Source organism: Cysteiniphilum marinum, from assembly GCF_014857925.1.
Classification (GTDB): domain Bacteria; phylum Pseudomonadota; class Gammaproteobacteria; order Francisellales; family Francisellaceae; genus Caedibacter; species Caedibacter marinus.
Genome location: NZ_JACYVZ010000007.1, coordinates 38,392 through 55,327 on the forward strand (window position 1 = coordinate 38,392; position 16,936 = coordinate 55,327).

General features: G+C 40.0%; 13 protein-coding genes and 1 tRNA gene. 8 read left to right on the forward strand and 6 right to left on the reverse strand.

Annotated features, from left to right (window positions below; all coding sequences use genetic code 11):
* The 4 genes from tssC to iglJ all read left to right on the forward strand — a co-directional run bounded on the left by tssC (window position 1) and on the right by iglJ (window position 4,300).
* Window positions 1–1,551, forward strand: coding sequence for a type VI secretion system contractile sheath large subunit (gene tssC, locus IE867_RS05500; RefSeq protein ID WP_192483777.1), 1,551 nt, complete (start codon window positions 1–3; stop codon window positions 1,549–1,551).
* 73 nt (window positions 1,552–1,624) lie between these two features.
* Entirely contained in the window at window positions 1,625–2,293 is a 669-nt protein-coding gene (gene iglC / locus IE867_RS05505) for a type VI secretion system tube protein IglC (protein WP_192483778.1), read from the forward strand.
* Window positions 2,294–2,326: 33 nt separating this feature from the next.
* Window positions 2,327–3,502, forward strand: a complete 1,176-nt coding sequence (gene tssK, locus IE867_RS05510; protein ID WP_192483779.1) for a type VI secretion system baseplate subunit TssK — start codon at window positions 2,327–2,329, stop codon at window positions 3,500–3,502.
* A gap of 9 nt (window positions 3,503–3,511) precedes the next feature.
* Window positions 3,512–4,300 (forward strand): type VI secretion system baseplate protein IglJ, encoded by a 789-nt coding sequence (gene iglJ, locus IE867_RS05515; protein ID WP_192483780.1) that lies wholly within the window; start codon window positions 3,512–3,514, stop codon window positions 4,298–4,300.
* Window positions 4,301–4,345: 45 nt separating this feature from the next.
* Here iglJ and IE867_RS05520 read toward each other — a convergent pair.
* Both IE867_RS05520 and IE867_RS05525 read right to left on the reverse strand, forming a co-directional pair.
* Window positions 4,346–4,421 (reverse strand) — tRNA-Glu (locus tag IE867_RS05520).
* Window positions 4,422–4,746: 325 nt separating this feature from the next.
* Window positions 4,747–5,178: an acyl-CoA thioesterase gene (locus IE867_RS05525; RefSeq protein ID WP_192483781.1), complete on the reverse strand. Its 432-nt coding sequence runs from the start codon at window positions 5,176–5,178 to the stop codon at window positions 4,747–4,749.
* A gap of 154 nt (window positions 5,179–5,332) precedes the next feature.
* Between IE867_RS05525 and lepB the strand changes: the two genes are divergently transcribed.
* From lepB to rnr, 4 genes are read left to right on the forward strand one after another with little or no spacing between them, the layout of a single operon-like run.
* Window positions 5,333–6,166, forward strand: coding sequence for a signal peptidase I (lepB, locus tag IE867_RS05530; protein ID WP_192483782.1), 834 nt, complete (start codon window positions 5,333–5,335; stop codon window positions 6,164–6,166).
* A 3-nt stretch (window positions 6,167–6,169) separates the two neighbouring features.
* Window positions 6,170–6,880, forward strand: coding sequence for a ribonuclease III (gene rnc, locus IE867_RS05535; protein WP_192483783.1), 711 nt, complete (start codon window positions 6,170–6,172; stop codon window positions 6,878–6,880).
* Between the two features lie 2 nt (window positions 6,881–6,882).
* Window positions 6,883–7,815, forward strand: coding sequence for a tRNA pseudouridine(55) synthase TruB (gene truB, locus IE867_RS05540; RefSeq protein WP_192483784.1), 933 nt, complete (start codon window positions 6,883–6,885; stop codon window positions 7,813–7,815).
* Window positions 7,793–10,219 carry a ribonuclease R gene (gene rnr, locus IE867_RS05545; protein ID WP_192483785.1) on the forward strand — a complete coding sequence of 809 codons (2,427 nt, stop codon included), beginning with the start codon at window positions 7,793–7,795 and terminating at the stop codon, window positions 10,217–10,219. Before truB ends, rnr begins: the two co-directional genes overlap by 23 nt.
* 135 nt (window positions 10,220–10,354) lie before the next feature.
* Here the strand turns inward: rnr and secF are convergent, their stop codons facing one another.
* The 4 genes from secF to acnA form a co-directional block, all read right to left on the reverse strand.
* Window positions 10,355–11,308 carry a protein translocase subunit SecF gene (gene secF, locus IE867_RS05550; protein ID WP_192483786.1) on the reverse strand — a complete coding sequence of 318 codons (954 nt, stop codon included), beginning with the start codon at window positions 11,306–11,308 and terminating at the stop codon, window positions 10,355–10,357.
* A gap of 9 nt (window positions 11,309–11,317) precedes the next feature.
* Complete coding sequence (gene secD, locus IE867_RS05555) at window positions 11,318–13,264, reverse strand: protein translocase subunit SecD (protein WP_192483787.1); 1,947 nt, start codon at window positions 13,262–13,264, stop codon at window positions 11,318–11,320.
* 80 nt (window positions 13,265–13,344) lie between these two features.
* Window positions 13,345–13,701, reverse strand: a complete 357-nt coding sequence (yajC, locus tag IE867_RS05560) for a preprotein translocase subunit YajC (RefSeq protein WP_117003873.1) — start codon at window positions 13,699–13,701, stop codon at window positions 13,345–13,347.
* Between the two features lie 477 nt (window positions 13,702–14,178).
* Window positions 14,179–16,869, reverse strand: a complete 2,691-nt coding sequence (acnA, locus tag IE867_RS05565; RefSeq protein ID WP_192483788.1) for an aconitate hydratase AcnA — start codon at window positions 16,867–16,869, stop codon at window positions 14,179–14,181.
* Window positions 16,870–16,936: the final 67 nt, after the last annotated feature.

Consider the following 16,936-nt stretch of genomic DNA (forward strand, 5'->3'; position numbering starts at 1 on the left):
ATGTCTGAAACAAGCACTATAGAACAAAATGCCTTGGCAAGTATTTTTTCAATGTTTGGCGGCTCACAAGAAGAGCAAAGTACCAGTATTGAAAAAATAAATGCCAACATTAAAGAAGACATCAATGCCGTTGCCAATATTGCGGATGATTATTACTCGAGAAATATTGCAGCACTTGCACTGGTCTTGGCAAATAACGATGATATCGTCAATTACAATAAAATCTATGTTCAGCGTGCGATTGAGCGCATCAATCAGATCATCGAAGAGCAAGTCAATAGCATCTTATTGCACCCTGAGTTTCGTTATATAGAGAATCAATGGTTACAACTTAAAGAAGTCATGCAGCATGATTATGATAACATCGATGTTGCAATACTTGATGTTACTAAGGAAGAGCTGCAATACGACTTTGAACGCAATCTGTATGATATCTCAAGCAGTGAACTATTTAAGAAAGTCTATGTTTCTGAATATGACCAATACGGTGGTGAACCATATGGTTTATTAATGGGGCTATATGATTTCAAAAACAGCATGGATGATATCACTTGGTTAACAGGGATGGGGATGGTTGCTGAGAGTGCACACGCGCCGTTTATTTCTGCGATTAACCCACAATTTTTTGGGGTTGACGACATTGCTGAGCTCAAACAGATCAAAAGCTTTGAAACCTTGCTTGAGCATCCACGCTATCGCGACTGGAATGCCTTTCGCAAAACAGATCAGGCAGCTTACGTTGGCTTATGTCTGGGTGATTTCATCTTACGTCAACCATATCATCCAGTAAACAGTCCCGTTGCTGATAGCCGCATGAATAACTTTGTTGAGCAGGTTAATAATTACGAATCAAATGATACCTATCTTTGGGGTAGTTCATCATTATTGTTCGCCAAAAATGTCATGCGCTCTTTCGCTGAAAGCGGTTGGTTCCAATATATTCGAGGTCCTGAAAACGGTGGCTACATCAAAGAGCTCATTGCACCGGTTTATAACATTCGTGGATTTGATGAACAACGTTCCGCTTTAAACATTTCATTACCTGATTATATGGAGTTGTCATTAGCAAACATTGGTGTTATCCCTATTATTGAGGAGAAAGGCACAGCAAATGCCTGCTTCTTTAGTGTTAATTCAATCAAACGTGTTGAAGAATTTGTCGATGACTTTGACTCAATGAACTCACAACTCGTGGCTAACCTTTCCTATACTTTATGTATTTCACGCATTGCACATTATATTAAATGTGTTATTCGCGACAAAATTGGTAGTGTCACCAGTACTGAGATCATCCAAGAGCAATTATCAAAATGGCTTGGTCGCTATGTCACAACAGTTTTCCAACCAACTGCACTTGAGATGGCAAAATATCCATTTAGAGCCGCTGATATTCAAGTAACTCAGATCCCAGGCAAGGCAGGCTGGTATAAGTGTAATATCACGGTATTACCACATATTCAATTTGAAGGCATGGATACAACCTTAAAGATTGATACACGTCTTGATCCAGGTCTTTTTGCTACAGCAGAAGCTGAAGGCGAAGGTGAATAATTACATTATTAAACATCGTTTACTACATATCCATTTCCCAACCACTAACCACTAATAAACAAGGAGTTTTAAAATGGCAAGTATCGAACCTAAAGTACCAAGATCCGTTGTCTTAGATGCCAAACCACTAAGTGTTAAACTTGGTGAATCTGACTTTGCAGGAAGTCATTCTAAACCACGCATTTGGTTTGACTCATTAACCATCTTAGGACAAGACATGGGCAAGTTTTTATTTGCCATCGATGGCGGTCAAAACTTAAATGATGTCACAAGCCCAACGGCTGCTTGTAATCTGATTGAGTTTCATTTATCAGGTCCACAAATGAAAGCAAGCCTTGAGGTGACGATTGGCTTACCAATTAGTCCAAAAATGAAAACCACACTAGAAGGACTTATTTCCTCTGTTAAAAAGTCTGAAGCAAAAGATACTTCAATCAAGTTTGGTAAAACCAATGCCTCTCAAGAGTACAAAAATGATGACAAATGGGATGTAATTACTGATCTTTCTGAGCTTGTATTAGTCCCTGTTGAAAATTCGGCATTTAATATCGATTTCCAACAATATGGTTTCCTCGGTGGTTCAACTGCAGCCGCTGACTACTACATCGTAACGATTTCCGGGGTTATGGTTGATAAAGCTAATTTTTCTAAGGCAGCATTAGATGTTGTGCATGGAGAAAGTACTGAAAAAGGTCAATACGGCTTATTGAGTATTGATGAGGCGGCTTCTACAGCTGGTTAATATACCGCCTAAAAACAATTAAAAAGGTAAAATATGGCAGCAAAAGTTCATTGGCAAGATGGTGCATTATTAAGTGCTAAATATTTCATCACGCAAGATATGCTGGGGCATCAATATGTCGCGCAAGCGCTACAATTACCCTATCAAATGCAGTATGGCATACTTAGCTTAAAACTTGATACCAAGCTTCTTAGCGTGGGCGAGCTTAAGATTGATGAGCTCGCACTCTACACGCAAGCCCGTTTATTTTTTGAACTTTCGTCACAACATAACGCCTTACATCTTCCGCTAACGGATCATGATGATACCAAAGCATCTATTTTTGTGAATGTTACACATCAAACGCATATCGCTGATATCCCAACTTTGCGCCCTTGTTTTCACTTATCTTTTACATGTGACCCAAGTGCCATGCATAGTATCAAAATTTGCGAACTGCACCTTAGCAGTGAGGGTTGGCAGCTTTCTGAGTTCACACCGCCACTTTTAAGTTGCAATAGCACAACTTTCCTACCAATTTTACATCGACTAGAGAAGATTCTTATTTCTCTTAAACACCTTATCCAACATTATCAGCACAAATCCCATTTATATCCATTATTAAGCTTAATGCTGTTTAAACTTGAGGATAAACTACAATCTATTACGCAACGTGCCATTCATTACCACCCCTTTGAGTTATATACCCTTTTAAAAGAGCTGTGTTTTTTACTACCTGATGAGCATCACGTCTTCCAGAAAAACACCCTACACATGCCTTTTGAGTTTTATGCTCCACATAAATGCTTTCAAAGTTTATTTAACACACTTGAGGCATTCTTAAACAAACCTATTAAGCAGCAATTTATTGAGCTAAAACTTGAGGGAGAGTATTTCACAGCCTCGCACTTAGCAAGTGACTTCCTTGGCGCAAAGCAGTTCTTTTTGGTCGTTAAGAAGCCAAGCATTGAAAGCATTGATCTTAATCCAAAATTCATTAAACTCTCAGCGATTTCACGCAATAAACATATCAATCAAATGTCGCTATCAGGTGTGCAACTAGAATACATGCCAGATAGCGGAATACATCAGTTAAATAATCCATTGCTATATAAAACCTATCGCCTATCACCAGGGCAAGAATGGGATTATATCCTAAGCGAAAAAAACCTCATTTTTCAAGCCAATACTAAAAATGAAACCTATCAATTTTTTATCTACTACCGTTAATGCTCGATTATGATTAAGGCATTTATTGATCGCTATCACCGGCTCAAACGCTTCGTTAATATTGCCGAGCTACTCGAGTTAATCCACTACTATAATATTAGCGCACAACATGTCTGTTTTGTGGCAAATTTCTCGATCACACCGAGCAATCACCTAATTGAAGATGTTTATGCCAGTGATCATGATATCTTTGTAATGATTAATCTCTCTAAACTCACTATTTTTGCGGGTCTTCAACATTACTACAGTCTCGCGGATAAAAATGATCAAATACAAATTATCAACACCCTTAATCAAGGGACGTCTTTACTCCTTCACAATTATTTTTATGGTCTATATCCTGAGTTTAATCAGATTTATGACAGTAGCTATCAAAACGGTCAAGTGCTTTATTACGAGCATGATACCAATAGCTTGTCAGTCGCTACACTTGTCACTAGTTTACAATATGAGTTATCAGAGTATTGTGTAAGCTTCAGCGTGCAATCTAAGCAATATCTGAACACATTGAAACCCTATTATATCAATCAAACCAGTTACTTGAATGCCTGTTATCTACAAGGACTTAAAAGCACAACCAAAGCATTCCTTAAGGTGGTCATTAGCGTCCCACGATTCAATCAGTATATTATTGAAAGCATTCAAAAAATAATTAACAACAATCCGTATTTCCAAAAAATGCAACATCTCGTTATGATTGATTTAACCATTAAACTCAATGAAATCGATCATAAGTCCTTTTTACCGATTGCTTGTGGCCAAGATACGCTTAATTCAATTTTCCGCACACAACTCTAAAACCCAAACAAATAAAAAAGGCCGCTTACGCGACCTTTTAAATTATGGCGTCCCCAAGGGGATTCGAACCCCTGTTACCGCCGTGAAAGGGCGGTGTCCTAGGCCTCTAGACGATGGGGACACTAGGAAACTTTCACTGATTTTCAACATACTGCCGAAAACTTCAGCGCATTCTAGTGAGCTTTATGTTTACTGTCAAGCTCTATAGAAAAATATTTTTATTAATTTTCAGACACAAACCATAATGTTACTAAAATCATATCCCTTGCACATATGACAAGCAAAGTCACTTCATTTATGGGGTAGCTAGAAAAGCCAAACTTTTTGCGCAAAGACTACAAAAACTAAAAGAGCAGCAATTAGTCAATCGTGAGCGCGCACAGCTTCAAATATATCGCAGTCAACTGGCTGATAGTTTGCACAATATTACGCATTATTTGATATATCTATCTCATAATACATTGAATCAATTTCTCAGGCACAGGATCTGGTCTGCCACCATCTCCTGCGACAAAAGCACATTCGATAGCGCCAAGCGCGCATAGATCACCTGCTTCATTATAAAGCTCATTATAAAAACAGAGCTTCAATTTAGATAAAGACAAAACATGTAGCATGACCTTCATTCTATTTGGATAAAACACTGGCTTTTTGAATTTTAAATTTGCCGCTGCAAAGACCAAATGCAACCCATCGACATCACTAAATGTCATATCATGTTTACCGAGAAACATCGAAATCGCCTCATTGAAATAATCCAAAATAATATGATTACTTAAATGCTGTCCTGCATTCATATCTAAAAACCGCAGTGGAATATCGCAACTAAAAAGATTTTCTTGTACTAGGTTTTGTGGTTTTTTTAAGGCAACAAACATAAAAAGTGATTCCTGATCAATCTATAATTATTTTGATTACACATTCTAAAACTTCCAATCAGCGATAGAAACGAGTTTAGCAATAAAAGCATAGCGATTTTTGGGCTAACCCGTATAATAATGCCGGTATATTGCACAAAGGAAATAAAAACCTATGAATATTGATTTTAGCTTTTGGCTACTGGTACTGACAATTGCCTCAGGCATTATTGCTGCCATTGACAAATTTAAGTTTGAACCAAAACGTTTGGCACCAGTTATGGATGAGCTCAAAGGCATGAAGAAAAAAGAGCGTCGCAAGTTCATTCAAAAAAACAAAGCGCTAAAAGCGCCTCTATTGGCTGATTATGCACGCTCACTGTTTAGTGTGTTCTTGATCGTTTTTATCTTACGTGGTTTTTTAATCGGTAATTTTCTAATCCCATCAGCTTCAATGACACCAACGTTACCTGTAGGCAACTTCATCTTGGTGAATAAAACGGCTTATGGCATCAGAAACCCACTTACTAACAATGTCTGGATTGAAACAGGCAAACCTGAGCGCGGTGATATCGCAGTATTTCACTTCCCTGTCAATCCAGGGGTTGATTTTATTAAGCGCGTTATTGGCGTGCCCGGTGATGTTATTTCTTATAAAGATAAAAAGCTTACGGTTAATGGCAAAGCCATTGAGTACACCAACTGCCTAGATAACCAAGTTAATAGCTATAACGGCAATGGTCCAAACACAATTTGCACCGAGCATCTAGGTAAAGTTGCGCATCAAATTGATGATATGGCAAACGCCCCATCAGCCAACTTCACCAACCTTGTTGTGCCTAAAGGCATGTATTTCGTAATGGGTGACAATCGCGATAATAGTGAAGATAGCCGCTATTGGGGCTTTGTTCCTGACAAAGACCTTGTTGGTAAAGCAAGCTTTGTCTGGTTTAGTTGGAATAGTTTAAACAGCTCTGTACGTTGGAGCGAAATAGGACGAGTATTATAAATAATGACCATTGATTACACCCCTTTATATCGTAGCATTGGCTACCACTTCAATAATGAAGCGCTTATCACTCAAGCGCTCACTCATCGCAGTAAACAAAAACAACATAATGAACGTTTAGAGTTCTTGGGCGATTCCATTCTTGGGTTTGTAATCGCCGAAGCGCTTTATCAGAAATTCCCACATGAAGATGAGGGTAGTTTATCTCTCTTACGCATGTATCTTGTGCGTGGTAAAACACTGACCGATATGGCAAAGCATTTTGACTTGGGTGAATATATGTCCTTTGGGGTTGGCGAGCTTAAATCCGGCGGACATAAACGCGCGCGCTTGTTAGAAGACGCTTTTGAGGCACTGATTGGCGCAATTTATCTCGACAGTGATATGCTTGTTGTTAAAGAACGTATTTTGCATTGGTTTAAAGATGTCTTAGCAACACTTAATGTTGAAGAGCATACCAAGGATCCCAAGTCACGCTTACAAGAGTATTTACAAGCCGAGATTCAGACACATCCAATTTACTCAATCATTGCCACTGAAGGCTTGGATCACGATCAAACTTTTACAGTTGAGGTTTCGCTAGGATCACTTGAGCACAGCTATCGCGCCAAAGGCAAATCACGCAAACAAGCAGAGCATAACGCTGCCAAAGAAGCCTTAAAAGCGATTAAAGCACAAGATCAGCAAAACAAGCAAAATAAGCAAGATCAATAACTATGGCACGTAAACGTAAAGGGATTGCCTTAAATGGCATTATCGTGATTGATAAACCACAAGGTCTATCCTCGAATCAAGCACTACAACGTGTTAAGCGCCTTTTTAACGCACAAAAAGCAGGTCACACGGGCAGCCTTGACCCGATGGCAACTGGCGTGTTACCCATTTGCTTTGGTCAAGCAACACGTATATCACAATATCTTTTAGATGCTGATAAGGCTTATCAAGCAACGATTCAGTTAGGTATCAGCACTGATAGTGGTGACGCTGAAGGTAATGTTATTGAACAGCACCAAGTCCCTGAAATCACCCTTCAGAATATCCATAATGCATTGGATAAATTCCGTGGTGAGATAAGTCAGGTCCCACCGATGTATTCAGCGCTAAAGCTTCAAGGAAAGCCCTTGTATGAGTTGGCACGTCAAGGTATCGAGATTGAGCGCAAAGCGCGTAATATCAACATATATGCACTTGAATTGATTGACTACAATCCTGAAAAGCACACCATTGATATCGATGTGCGCTGCTCCAAGGGCACCTATATTCGCACACTTGGCATGGATATTGCCAAAGCGCTAAATTGCGCTGGACATTTAATCAAATTAACACGAACCGCATGCGGGCTATTGACGATGAATGATACATCATCGCTTGAGACGCTGCAGACACTCACACTGGATTCATGCCATGAAAAGCTACTTAATCCAGAATATGCATTTACAGATACACCTATTTTTACTATACCTAATGACAAAGTGGACTTATTTTATCTGAAAGGAAAGATGCAACTAACCAACAATTTCACTGGCCGCGCCCGTATTTATGATCAAGATCGATTTGTCGCACTTGGTCACTTTAATGATGGCGAGCTTGTGAAAAAACAACTTTTTTTACAAGGCATCATCGAGAATGAGCAAGAAATACACGATTGATAACGATCCGAATAAGGATTTAGAAGCACAAAAATATGATGACCCTATTCCAAGTAGAGAGGTCATTTTAACCTACTTAAAAGACCTCAAACAGCCGACTGTTTTTGAGAAGATTGCTGATAATTTGGGGCTAAAGCGTAGCAGACAACTGGATGCCCTTGCGAATCGCTTGGGTGCGATGGTACGCGATGAACAGATTGAACAAGATGGTCAATATTTTAGACCATTAAAACAAAAACGTCGCATCATTACCGGCTATGTACGCATTGAAAATGATGGCAATGCGATTATTACTACCGAAGATAGAATGCACAGCGCATTTTTACCACAACATCAAGCACGTTTAATCTTTAACGGTGACAAAGTCTGTGCGATGATCTTGGGACTTAATCGCAAAGATAGATTAGAAGCGCGTATTGATAGTATTATTGAGCGCAATACCATCGAAATTACTGGGCGCTATAGCCAACAGTTGGATAGCCATTTCATCCAACCAATTAGCAAAACTATGCCGAAATATATCGCACTTTTACCCCCGTCAGAAGAGCTTGAGCCTGACACACTAATCAAAGCAAAACTCGTTATCTTCCCCTCAACGGTTTGCTCAGCAGTCGCGCAATTTGTTGAAATTATTGAAGAGCAATCACCGATTCTCACGGCAATTTCAGTTGCCAGCAAAAAGCATAATCTAATCGAGGACTGGAGCAACAAAACCGCGCGTCTAGTGCGCAAACTCCCCAATGAAGTGCTCGATACTGAAATATCGCCACGCACAGATCTACGTGATTTACCGTTTGTCACGATTGATGGTGAAGACGCCAAAGATTTTGATGATGCTGTTTACGCACGCAAAAGCTCAACGGGTGGTTGGAAACTTTATGTTGCGATTGCGGATGTTTCGTATTATGTTCGCCCAGACTCAAGTCTTGATAAAGAGGCTCAAGCCAGGTCAACTTCTGTGTATTTCCCAGGTTATGTCATCCCAATGCTGCCTGAGCAGCTCTCCAATGAATTATGTTCATTAAAGCCCAAAGTAGATCGCTTAGCATTAATCTGCGAGATGAATATCAGTCCCAATGCCAAACTTTCACGCTATAAGTTTTACTCAGGCGTTATTAACTCCAAAGCGCGCTTAACCTATACCGAAGTATCCAAGCTTTTAAACAATAAAGACAACAGCATCTATTACGATCAACCCGAGGTTATTCCGCACTTATTTGATTTATATGATCTTTATAAACTCTTAGCAGCTGCACGCAAACAACGCGGAGCAATTGATTTTGATACCGTTGAATCACAAATTATTTTAAATGAGCATCAACATATTTCAGCGATTATTCCACGCCAACGTAATGATGCGCATAAACTCATTGAAGAATGCATGCTGTTAGCAAATGTCGCCACCGCACGCTTTATTGAGAGAAACAAAGCACATGCCCCTTTTCGCGTGCATGGCGCACCACCTAGTGGCAAAATTGATGACTTAAAGGCTTATCTACATTCACTTGGCATTGCCTTTAAACCGAGTAAGTCAGGCGCCACTCCTGCTGATTACAGTCAGATGCTAAGCTCTGTCAAAGATCGCGATGACTTTGCCAATATTCAACTGATGACACTAAAAAGCATGAATCAGGCATTTTACACACCGGATAATAATGGGCATTTTGGCTTAGCCTATCCGGCTTACAGTCACTTCACTTCACCGATTCGTCGCTATCCTGATCTATTAACGCATCGCGCAATCAAATCGATTATTGGTGAGAAAAACCTTGGCGCGTATCACTACACGCGCAGTCAATTAGATGAGCTTTGTGCTCATGCCTCTAGTCAAGAACGCAATGCTGACTCAGCCTCCAGTGATGTTGAAAAATGGCTCAAATGTCACTTCTTACACAATCGTATTGGTGAGCTATTTGATGCTAAAATCGTTCATGTTACTGGCTTTGGTATGTATGTTGAGCTCATTGAAAACTATATTGAAGGGTTAGTGCATATCTCGTCAATGCATGGTGATTATTATGTATTTGACGAGGTGCAGCATCGCTTAATCGGTCAGCATACAAAGAAAACCTTTGGCATTGGACAAAAGGTTCAAGTACAACTTGTGCGTGTTAATTTAGATGAAATGCAGATTGATTTTGAATTAACGGTTAATGGTAAAGGTCGCAGTCACCAAGAGCTTGCAGCTGGCAGCACACCAAAACGCCGTCGCGCGCGTATTAAACCCTCAAGCCTAAAATCATCATCAACACAAAAGCGCACACGCAAAAAGCCTACGCGTAACAGTACCGTTGAACCCACAAAATTAGTTGATAGCAAACCGTCAAAAAGCAAAAAGAAAAAATCCAGTAGCGCTAAGCGCACGCGCAAGAAATCAAATGCAAAATCATCACAAACTGAATAACCCTCAAAGCTGCTTCGACCTACGCTCAGGCTACGGTGAGCACTTATGAGTGAATATTTAGTTATAGTCGAAATTAAAGAATAATATTTGAGTAAATTTTAAAAAGACTATTCCAGAGTCGTACCTTGACTGAAACTAAGGGCGATCATCATCCAAACGTTGTGGCGGCAATAGCGATTCGCGCTTTAAGCCAAACAATACCGCTAATACACCAGCAACATAAATCGATGAATAGGTACCCACAATCACACCTAAGATAAGGGCTAATGAGAACTCATGCAATGACGGACCACCGAAGAAATACAGCACAACTACGACCAATAAAGTTAACCCTGAGGTCATAATCGTACGTGATAAGGTATCATTGACTGAGCGGTTAACCACCTCAATCACTGATGCCTTACGCATCTTACGGAAGTTTTCACGCACACGGTCATAAATCACTACCGTATCATTTAATGAATAACCGATCACCGCGAGCACTGCAGCTAATGTTGTTAAGGTAAACTCTAACTGGAATGCCGCAAAAACACCTAGAATAATAATCGGGTCATGAATAAGCGCAATACCTGCACTTATTGCAAACTTCATCTCAAAACGAAAAGCAATATAGCCAACGATACAGATCATCGCTACTAATAACGCCAATAAGCCATTGGTTGCAAGCTCTTTACCCACTTGTGGACCAATATAATTTAAACTGGTGACTTGTGCTTGAGAGCCTAAGCTTTTCTCAATTTTCACTTTAAGCAGTTGTTGCGCTGACTGCCCATCTTGATTAATCACTGCCTGATTGTTTTCATTTTTTTGAATCGGCAGCTTAATCATCAAGCTATCACTTGAGCCAAAAGTCGTTACTTGCGCAGTAGGGAAGCCATCATCTGCCAATACTTTTGCCACCTCTTGGGTTGATGGCGCTTTATCATAATTAACTTGGATCTGATAACCACCGGTGAAATCCAAGCCCATATTTAAGCCGCGAATAACTAAAAATACAATAGATAAACCAATCAATAGGATCGAAACAATCGCGGTCCATTTACGGATTCCCATAAAGTCGATATTGGTTTTACGTTTAAAAAACTCCATGCGACACCCCTATATTCCGATTGATAATTTTTTAAGATTGCGACGTGAGCCATACACAAGGTTCGTCATCGCCCGCGAGACAGTTACTGCTGTAAACATTGATGTTAAAATACCGATAATCAATGTCACCGCAAAGCCTTTAACGGCACCCGTACCGATCGCAAAGAGGATAATTGCCACAATCAAAGTTGTGACGTTTGAGTCAACAATCGTACCAAAGGCACGCTCATAACCTGCCGAGATCGCACTTTGCACTGGCATACCATTTCTCAGCTCTTCACGTATCCGCTCAAACACCAAGACATTTCCATCAATTGACATCCCTAAGTTCAACACAATACCGGCAATACCTGGCAATGTCAGTGTAGCACCCGGAATAATTGACATGATTGCAACAATTAATACTAAGTTTAGGATGAGTGCAACGTTGGCAATCATACCAAACAAGTGATAATAAATTGCCATGAACAATACAACAAGGATTAATGCGACAACAATAGATAACATCCCTTGCTCGATATTTTGCTTACCAAGCGTTGGACCAATTTGTTGCTCTTGTGCGATATGTACAGGCACTTGCAATGCACCTGAACGAATCATTAACGCTAAGTTATTGGCTTCACGTTGATCAAGACCCGTGATTTGGAAATTAGCCCCTAATACGGTTTGAATCGTCGCCGCGTTAACGAGTTTTTCAGTCTTTTCAATCTTATTGACTTCTTTACCGTCAACCATTTCTTTTTTATAGGTCGTGTTAACCAACATTACACCCATTAGATCACCGACATGCTTGCCTGTGACTTCTCTGAAATGCCCTGCAGCGTCCGAGCTTAACTGTACGGCAACGATTGGTTGACCACTTTGATGATCCACGCCAGGAGAGGCATTAACAATCGCACTACCACTGACAACTGAATTACCATTTAATTGATAGTAATATGTCTGACCATTGGTAGTTAATGGGTACACTTTAATACCCTGCTCTTCAACTTTCAAACGATCGGTGACAGGTGTCACGATATAAAAGCTTGCGGTTGATGTGCCACCTAAGATTTGTTTAGCACGCGCTGCATCTTGCAGACCAGGCAGCTCAATAATCACACGTGAATCACCAGAGGCAGCAACAGAAGCTTCGGCAACACCTAATGCGTTAATACGATTACGCATTACTGTCACTACTTGCGAAATCGCTTCTTGCTTGATTTGTGTTAATAATTGCGCATTGAAAGTCACCAACAATGTTTTGTCTTTCAACGCACTATAAACTAACTGATTGTTTTGCGTCTTACTATAGTCTGTTTTAATAAAAGCAATTGCTTTGTCTAGATCTGCCTTATTGGCAAAAGTTAACGCAACATAACCAATACTGCTATAAGTCGCAGGCACTGGCAATGCTTTTGTGATTTCAGGTTTTTGCGATGCTTTTAGTTGTGACTCAGGTGTCACACCCAATTTCTTAATGCCTTCTGCTAAACTCTCTAAGGTATTATCCAAGCGTGCATTAATCGCAGACTGTGTATCAGCTTCAAGCACCAAATACATCCCACCTCGCAAATCCAAACCTAGATTCATTGGCTCAGCACCTAGTGCTAATAACCAATTAGGCGTGTTTCCTGCCATATTGAGTGCAATAATATAGTTACTGCCAATGGTTTTTTGCAAAGCTGTACGTGCTGCAATTTGATCCTGTGCATCTGAGAATCTCACTTGAATCACTGTATTTGATTCTTGATGCAATGATTTATACGCGATCTTTTGCTCATTTAATGTGTCTTTAATTTGCGTTACAAGGGCTGAGTTCACCGTACCATCTTTGGGAGAGATTTGTAATGACGGCGTTTCACCAAATAAATTGGGCAACGCATAGATAATCGACAAAATCGCAATTACTAGAATAGTAATATATTTCCACAAAGGATACTTATTAACCGCAGCTTTTTGTCTGGGATGAAGCATAATCCTAATACCTTAGTTTGAGTTAGTCATATACTCATTGCAATATCATTTACAATGGGCATATAGCAATGTAGTCAAAATTAATTGGTTTTAACAGCACCTTTTGGTAAAACACCAGAAACCGCACTTTTTTGTACTTTAATAATAACGTTTTCAGCAATTTCAATTTCAGTATAGTTCTCACCAATCTTAGCGATCTTGCCGATAATGCCGCCATTTGTCATGACTTCATCACCTTTAGCCAACTCTGAGATCATCTTGCGTTGTTCTTTATTACGCTTCATTTGTGGACGAATAAGTAAGAAATAAAAAATGGCGAAAAATGCCACCAACATTAGAATTGAGCTCATTGCTGAGCCTCCAGCTGCTGCACCTTCAGCAAAAGCGTTTGAGCTTAACAACAATAGCGATGATAGTGCTACTAATAACTTATTCATTATTTCTCTCCTGTTGAGGTATATTATCACACCGAACGTAAAATAATTATCAAACGGTATACTATTTAAAAATCTGGGATAATGTACATGACAGGTGGTATTTTGACAACTGTTGTCTGCTGCAAATCCTTATATGAACGATATTTGTATGGAGGATAATTTGTGTTAGGTAATTTGTGTTAGGTAATTTGTTTTGGGTAATTTGTGTTGGGTGATTCATGTTGGGTGATTCATGAATCGCCCCTACGATCATCCATTATATTAAAGGGTTACAATAACACATACAGGCCAACCCATGTATTGGCGATTCATGCATTGCCCATATCGGTTTTATATCAAATGTTTGTGATAACAAATATACGAACAATTGGCATATCGACATGTAGGGACAATTCACGAATTGTCCAACACGAATTGCCCAAAACGAATTGCCCTCTTATAAACCCCCCTCTAACGAATCGCCTTTTTCTAAACAGTTTATGACATCATATTTTTCAAAACGGTTTGCAAAATGCCACCATTTTTCAAATAATCAACATCGACATCAGCATCTAGACGTGCCAACGCTTCAAAGATGGTTTTGTGTCCATTGGTATGCACTGCTTCAACGATAACATTCTCACGTGGTCTCACATTATCCAATCCTTTGATATTGAATGTTTCTGTGCCATCTAAGCCAAGAGATTTAGCATTCTGACCATCAACATACTGCAAAGGTAACACACCCATACCAACCAAGTTCGAGCGGTGAATACGCTCATAACTCTCAGCAATCACGGCTTTAACACCTAATAGGAAAGTCCCTTTAGCTGCCCAGTCACGTGATGAACCCGTGCCATATTCTTTGCCTGCCAATACAACTAATGGTGTATTTGATGCTTTATACTTCATCGCCGCATCAAACACATATTCAATTGAACCATCTGGATGATATTTGGTGACACCTCCCTCTGTGCCAGGGGCTAATAAATTGCGAATACGGATATTAGCAAAGGTACCACGCATCATCACTTCATGATTACCACGACGTGAACCATACGAGTTAAAGTCTTTTTTCTCAACGCCATGCGCTTTCAAATATTGTCCTGCCGGATACTCCTCTGGGATAGAGCCCGCAGGAGAGATATGATCTGTTGTTACTGAGTCACCTAGCATCAATAATGTACGTGCGCCAACGATATCTAAAGAGTCTTTGCCAGAATCTGCAAAGTTCTCAAAGAAATTAGGACATTGAATATACGTTGATTTCTCATCAAACTGATATAGCTCACCCGTAGGCGCTGATAGTTTCTGCCAGTCTTTTGTACCATCTAAAACAGTTGCATAGGATTTCTCAAACATCTCAGCATTAATCACTCGAGATTGTAATTCAGCAATATCATGACAACTTGGCCATATGTCTTTCAAATAGACATCTTGCCCATGCTGGTCTTTACCAATTGGGTCATTCTCTGGATCAAAATCAACCGTTCCAGCAATTGCATACGCCACGACATGGATAGGAGATGCTAGGTAATTTGCTTTCACATCAGGGTTAATACGCCCTTCAAAGTTGCGATTTCCTGAGCCAACCGATGCAACGACTAAATCACCTTTGTTGATCGCATCAATAATTGGTTGATCCAATGGACCTGAATTACCAATACATGTGGTACAACCATATCCAACAACATCAAACTTCAGTTGTTCTAAATACTTTAATAAACCTGATTTCTCAAGGTATTGCGTCACAACTTGCGAGCCAGGGGCTAATGATGTTTTAACATATGGCTTAACGGTTAAACCTTTTTCAACTGCCTTTTTCGCTAATAAGCCAGCACCTAATAAAACGGATGGGTTAGATGTGTTTGTACATGAAGTAATTGCAGCAATTGCGACATCTCCATGCTTTAATTCACAGTCCATACCTTCAATTTTAACTGCAGTTTTGGTTTGCTCTTCTGTCAGTCCGAAGCCATGCAAACCTGCTTCATGTGTTAAACATTTTTTGAAGCTTGCTTTTAAATCATGCATAGGCACACGGTCTTGTGGACGCTTAGGACCTGCTAATGTCGAATCTACTGTTGACATATCAAGCTCAATTACTGCTGTGTACTCGGGCTCTTCTGCTGGGTTATGACGGAATAAATATTGCTCCTCATAAACTTTCTTCGCTAGATCAACATACTCATCACGATTACTGTTTTTAAAGAAAGCTAAAGTTACATCATCTACTGGGAAGAAGCCCATAGTTGCACCATACTCTGGCGCCATGTTGGCAATGGTTGCACGATCTGGAAGGGATAAGTGATTTAAACCCTCACCAAAGTATTCAACAAACTTACCAACCACCCCATGCTTACGAAGCAGTTCAGTAATTGTTAATACCAAATCAGTGGCTGTAACGCCCTCACGCAATTCACCTGTTAGTTTGACACCAACAACATCAGGTAACACCATATAATATGGCTGACCAAGCATAACCGCTTCAGCTTCAATACCGCCAACACCCCAGCCCATTACACCAACGCCATTAATCATGGTTGTATGTGAATCTGTACCGACAAGTGTATCAGGATAGGCGACTTTCTCGCCATTTTGATCTTTAACCAAAATGCCTTTTGCTAAGTACTCTAAGTTCACCTGATGAATAATTCCCATACCCGGTGGCACAACAACGAAATCATCAAATGCTTTTTGTCCCCATTTCAATAGTGAATAACGCTCGCCATTGCGCTCAAATTCTTTAGCGACGTTTTTCTCAAGCGCATCTTTCGTGCCGTAATAATCTACTTGTACCGAATGATCAATAACCATTGCTGTATCAACTAATGGATTAATTTTTTGTGGATCGCCTCCTGCATCTTTAATTGCTTGGCGCATAGCAGCCAAATCAACAACCGCGGGGACTCCTGTAAAATCTTGCATTACCACACGCGCTGGCATATGTGGAATCTCAGGGCGCACCTGAGCTTTAGCATCCCAGTTAAGCACGTTCTCAACATCAGACACTTTGACTTTGTAGTCATCAATATTACGCAATTGGTTCTCAACCAATACACGAATAGAATACGGCAAACGCGTAATATCTTTGCCGGTTTCAGCCGCTAACTTTTGCAAACTATAGGCGGTATATTGTTGACCTTTAGCGTCAATCAAAACCTTTGTTGAACGTTTTAAATCCGTCATGAGGATAGCTCCTTCTTTACTGTTTTTTCTGTCTATTGAGGCTTATTTCGGCGCTCATATTAGCCCA

What these genes read in the sequence shown, in the direction of transcription:
- tssC (WP_192483777.1), top strand. Translation starts at nt 1, where the DNA reads ATGTCTGAAACAAGCACTATAGAACAAAATGCCTTGGCAAGTATTTTT.
- iglC (WP_192483778.1), top strand. Translation starts at nt 1,625, where the DNA reads ATGGCAAGTATCGAACCTAAAGTACCAAGATCCGTTGTCTTAGATGCC.
- tssK (WP_192483779.1), top strand. Translation starts at nt 2,327, where the DNA reads ATGGCAGCAAAAGTTCATTGGCAAGATGGTGCATTATTAAGTGCTAAA.
- iglJ (WP_192483780.1), top strand. Translation starts at nt 3,512, where the DNA reads ATGATTAAGGCATTTATTGATCGCTATCACCGGCTCAAACGCTTCGTT.
- IE867_RS05525 (WP_192483781.1), bottom strand. Translation starts at nt 5,178, where the DNA reads ATGTTTGTTGCCTTAAAAAAACCACAAAACCTAGTACAAGAAAATCTT.
- lepB (WP_192483782.1), top strand. Translation starts at nt 5,333, where the DNA reads ATGAATATTGATTTTAGCTTTTGGCTACTGGTACTGACAATTGCCTCA.
- rnc (WP_192483783.1), top strand. Translation starts at nt 6,170, where the DNA reads ATGACCATTGATTACACCCCTTTATATCGTAGCATTGGCTACCACTTC.
- truB (WP_192483784.1), top strand. Translation starts at nt 6,883, where the DNA reads ATGGCACGTAAACGTAAAGGGATTGCCTTAAATGGCATTATCGTGATT.
- rnr (WP_192483785.1), top strand. Translation starts at nt 7,793, where the DNA reads ATGAGCAAGAAATACACGATTGATAACGATCCGAATAAGGATTTAGAA.
- secF (WP_192483786.1), bottom strand. Translation starts at nt 11,308, where the DNA reads ATGGAGTTTTTTAAACGTAAAACCAATATCGACTTTATGGGAATCCGT.
- secD (WP_192483787.1), bottom strand. Translation starts at nt 13,264, where the DNA reads ATGCTTCATCCCAGACAAAAAGCTGCGGTTAATAAGTATCCTTTGTGG.
- yajC (WP_117003873.1), bottom strand. Translation starts at nt 13,701, where the DNA reads ATGAATAAGTTATTAGTAGCACTATCATCGCTATTGTTGTTAAGCTCA.
- acnA (WP_192483788.1), bottom strand. Translation starts at nt 16,869, where the DNA reads ATGACGGATTTAAAACGTTCAACAAAGGTTTTGATTGACGCTAAAGGT.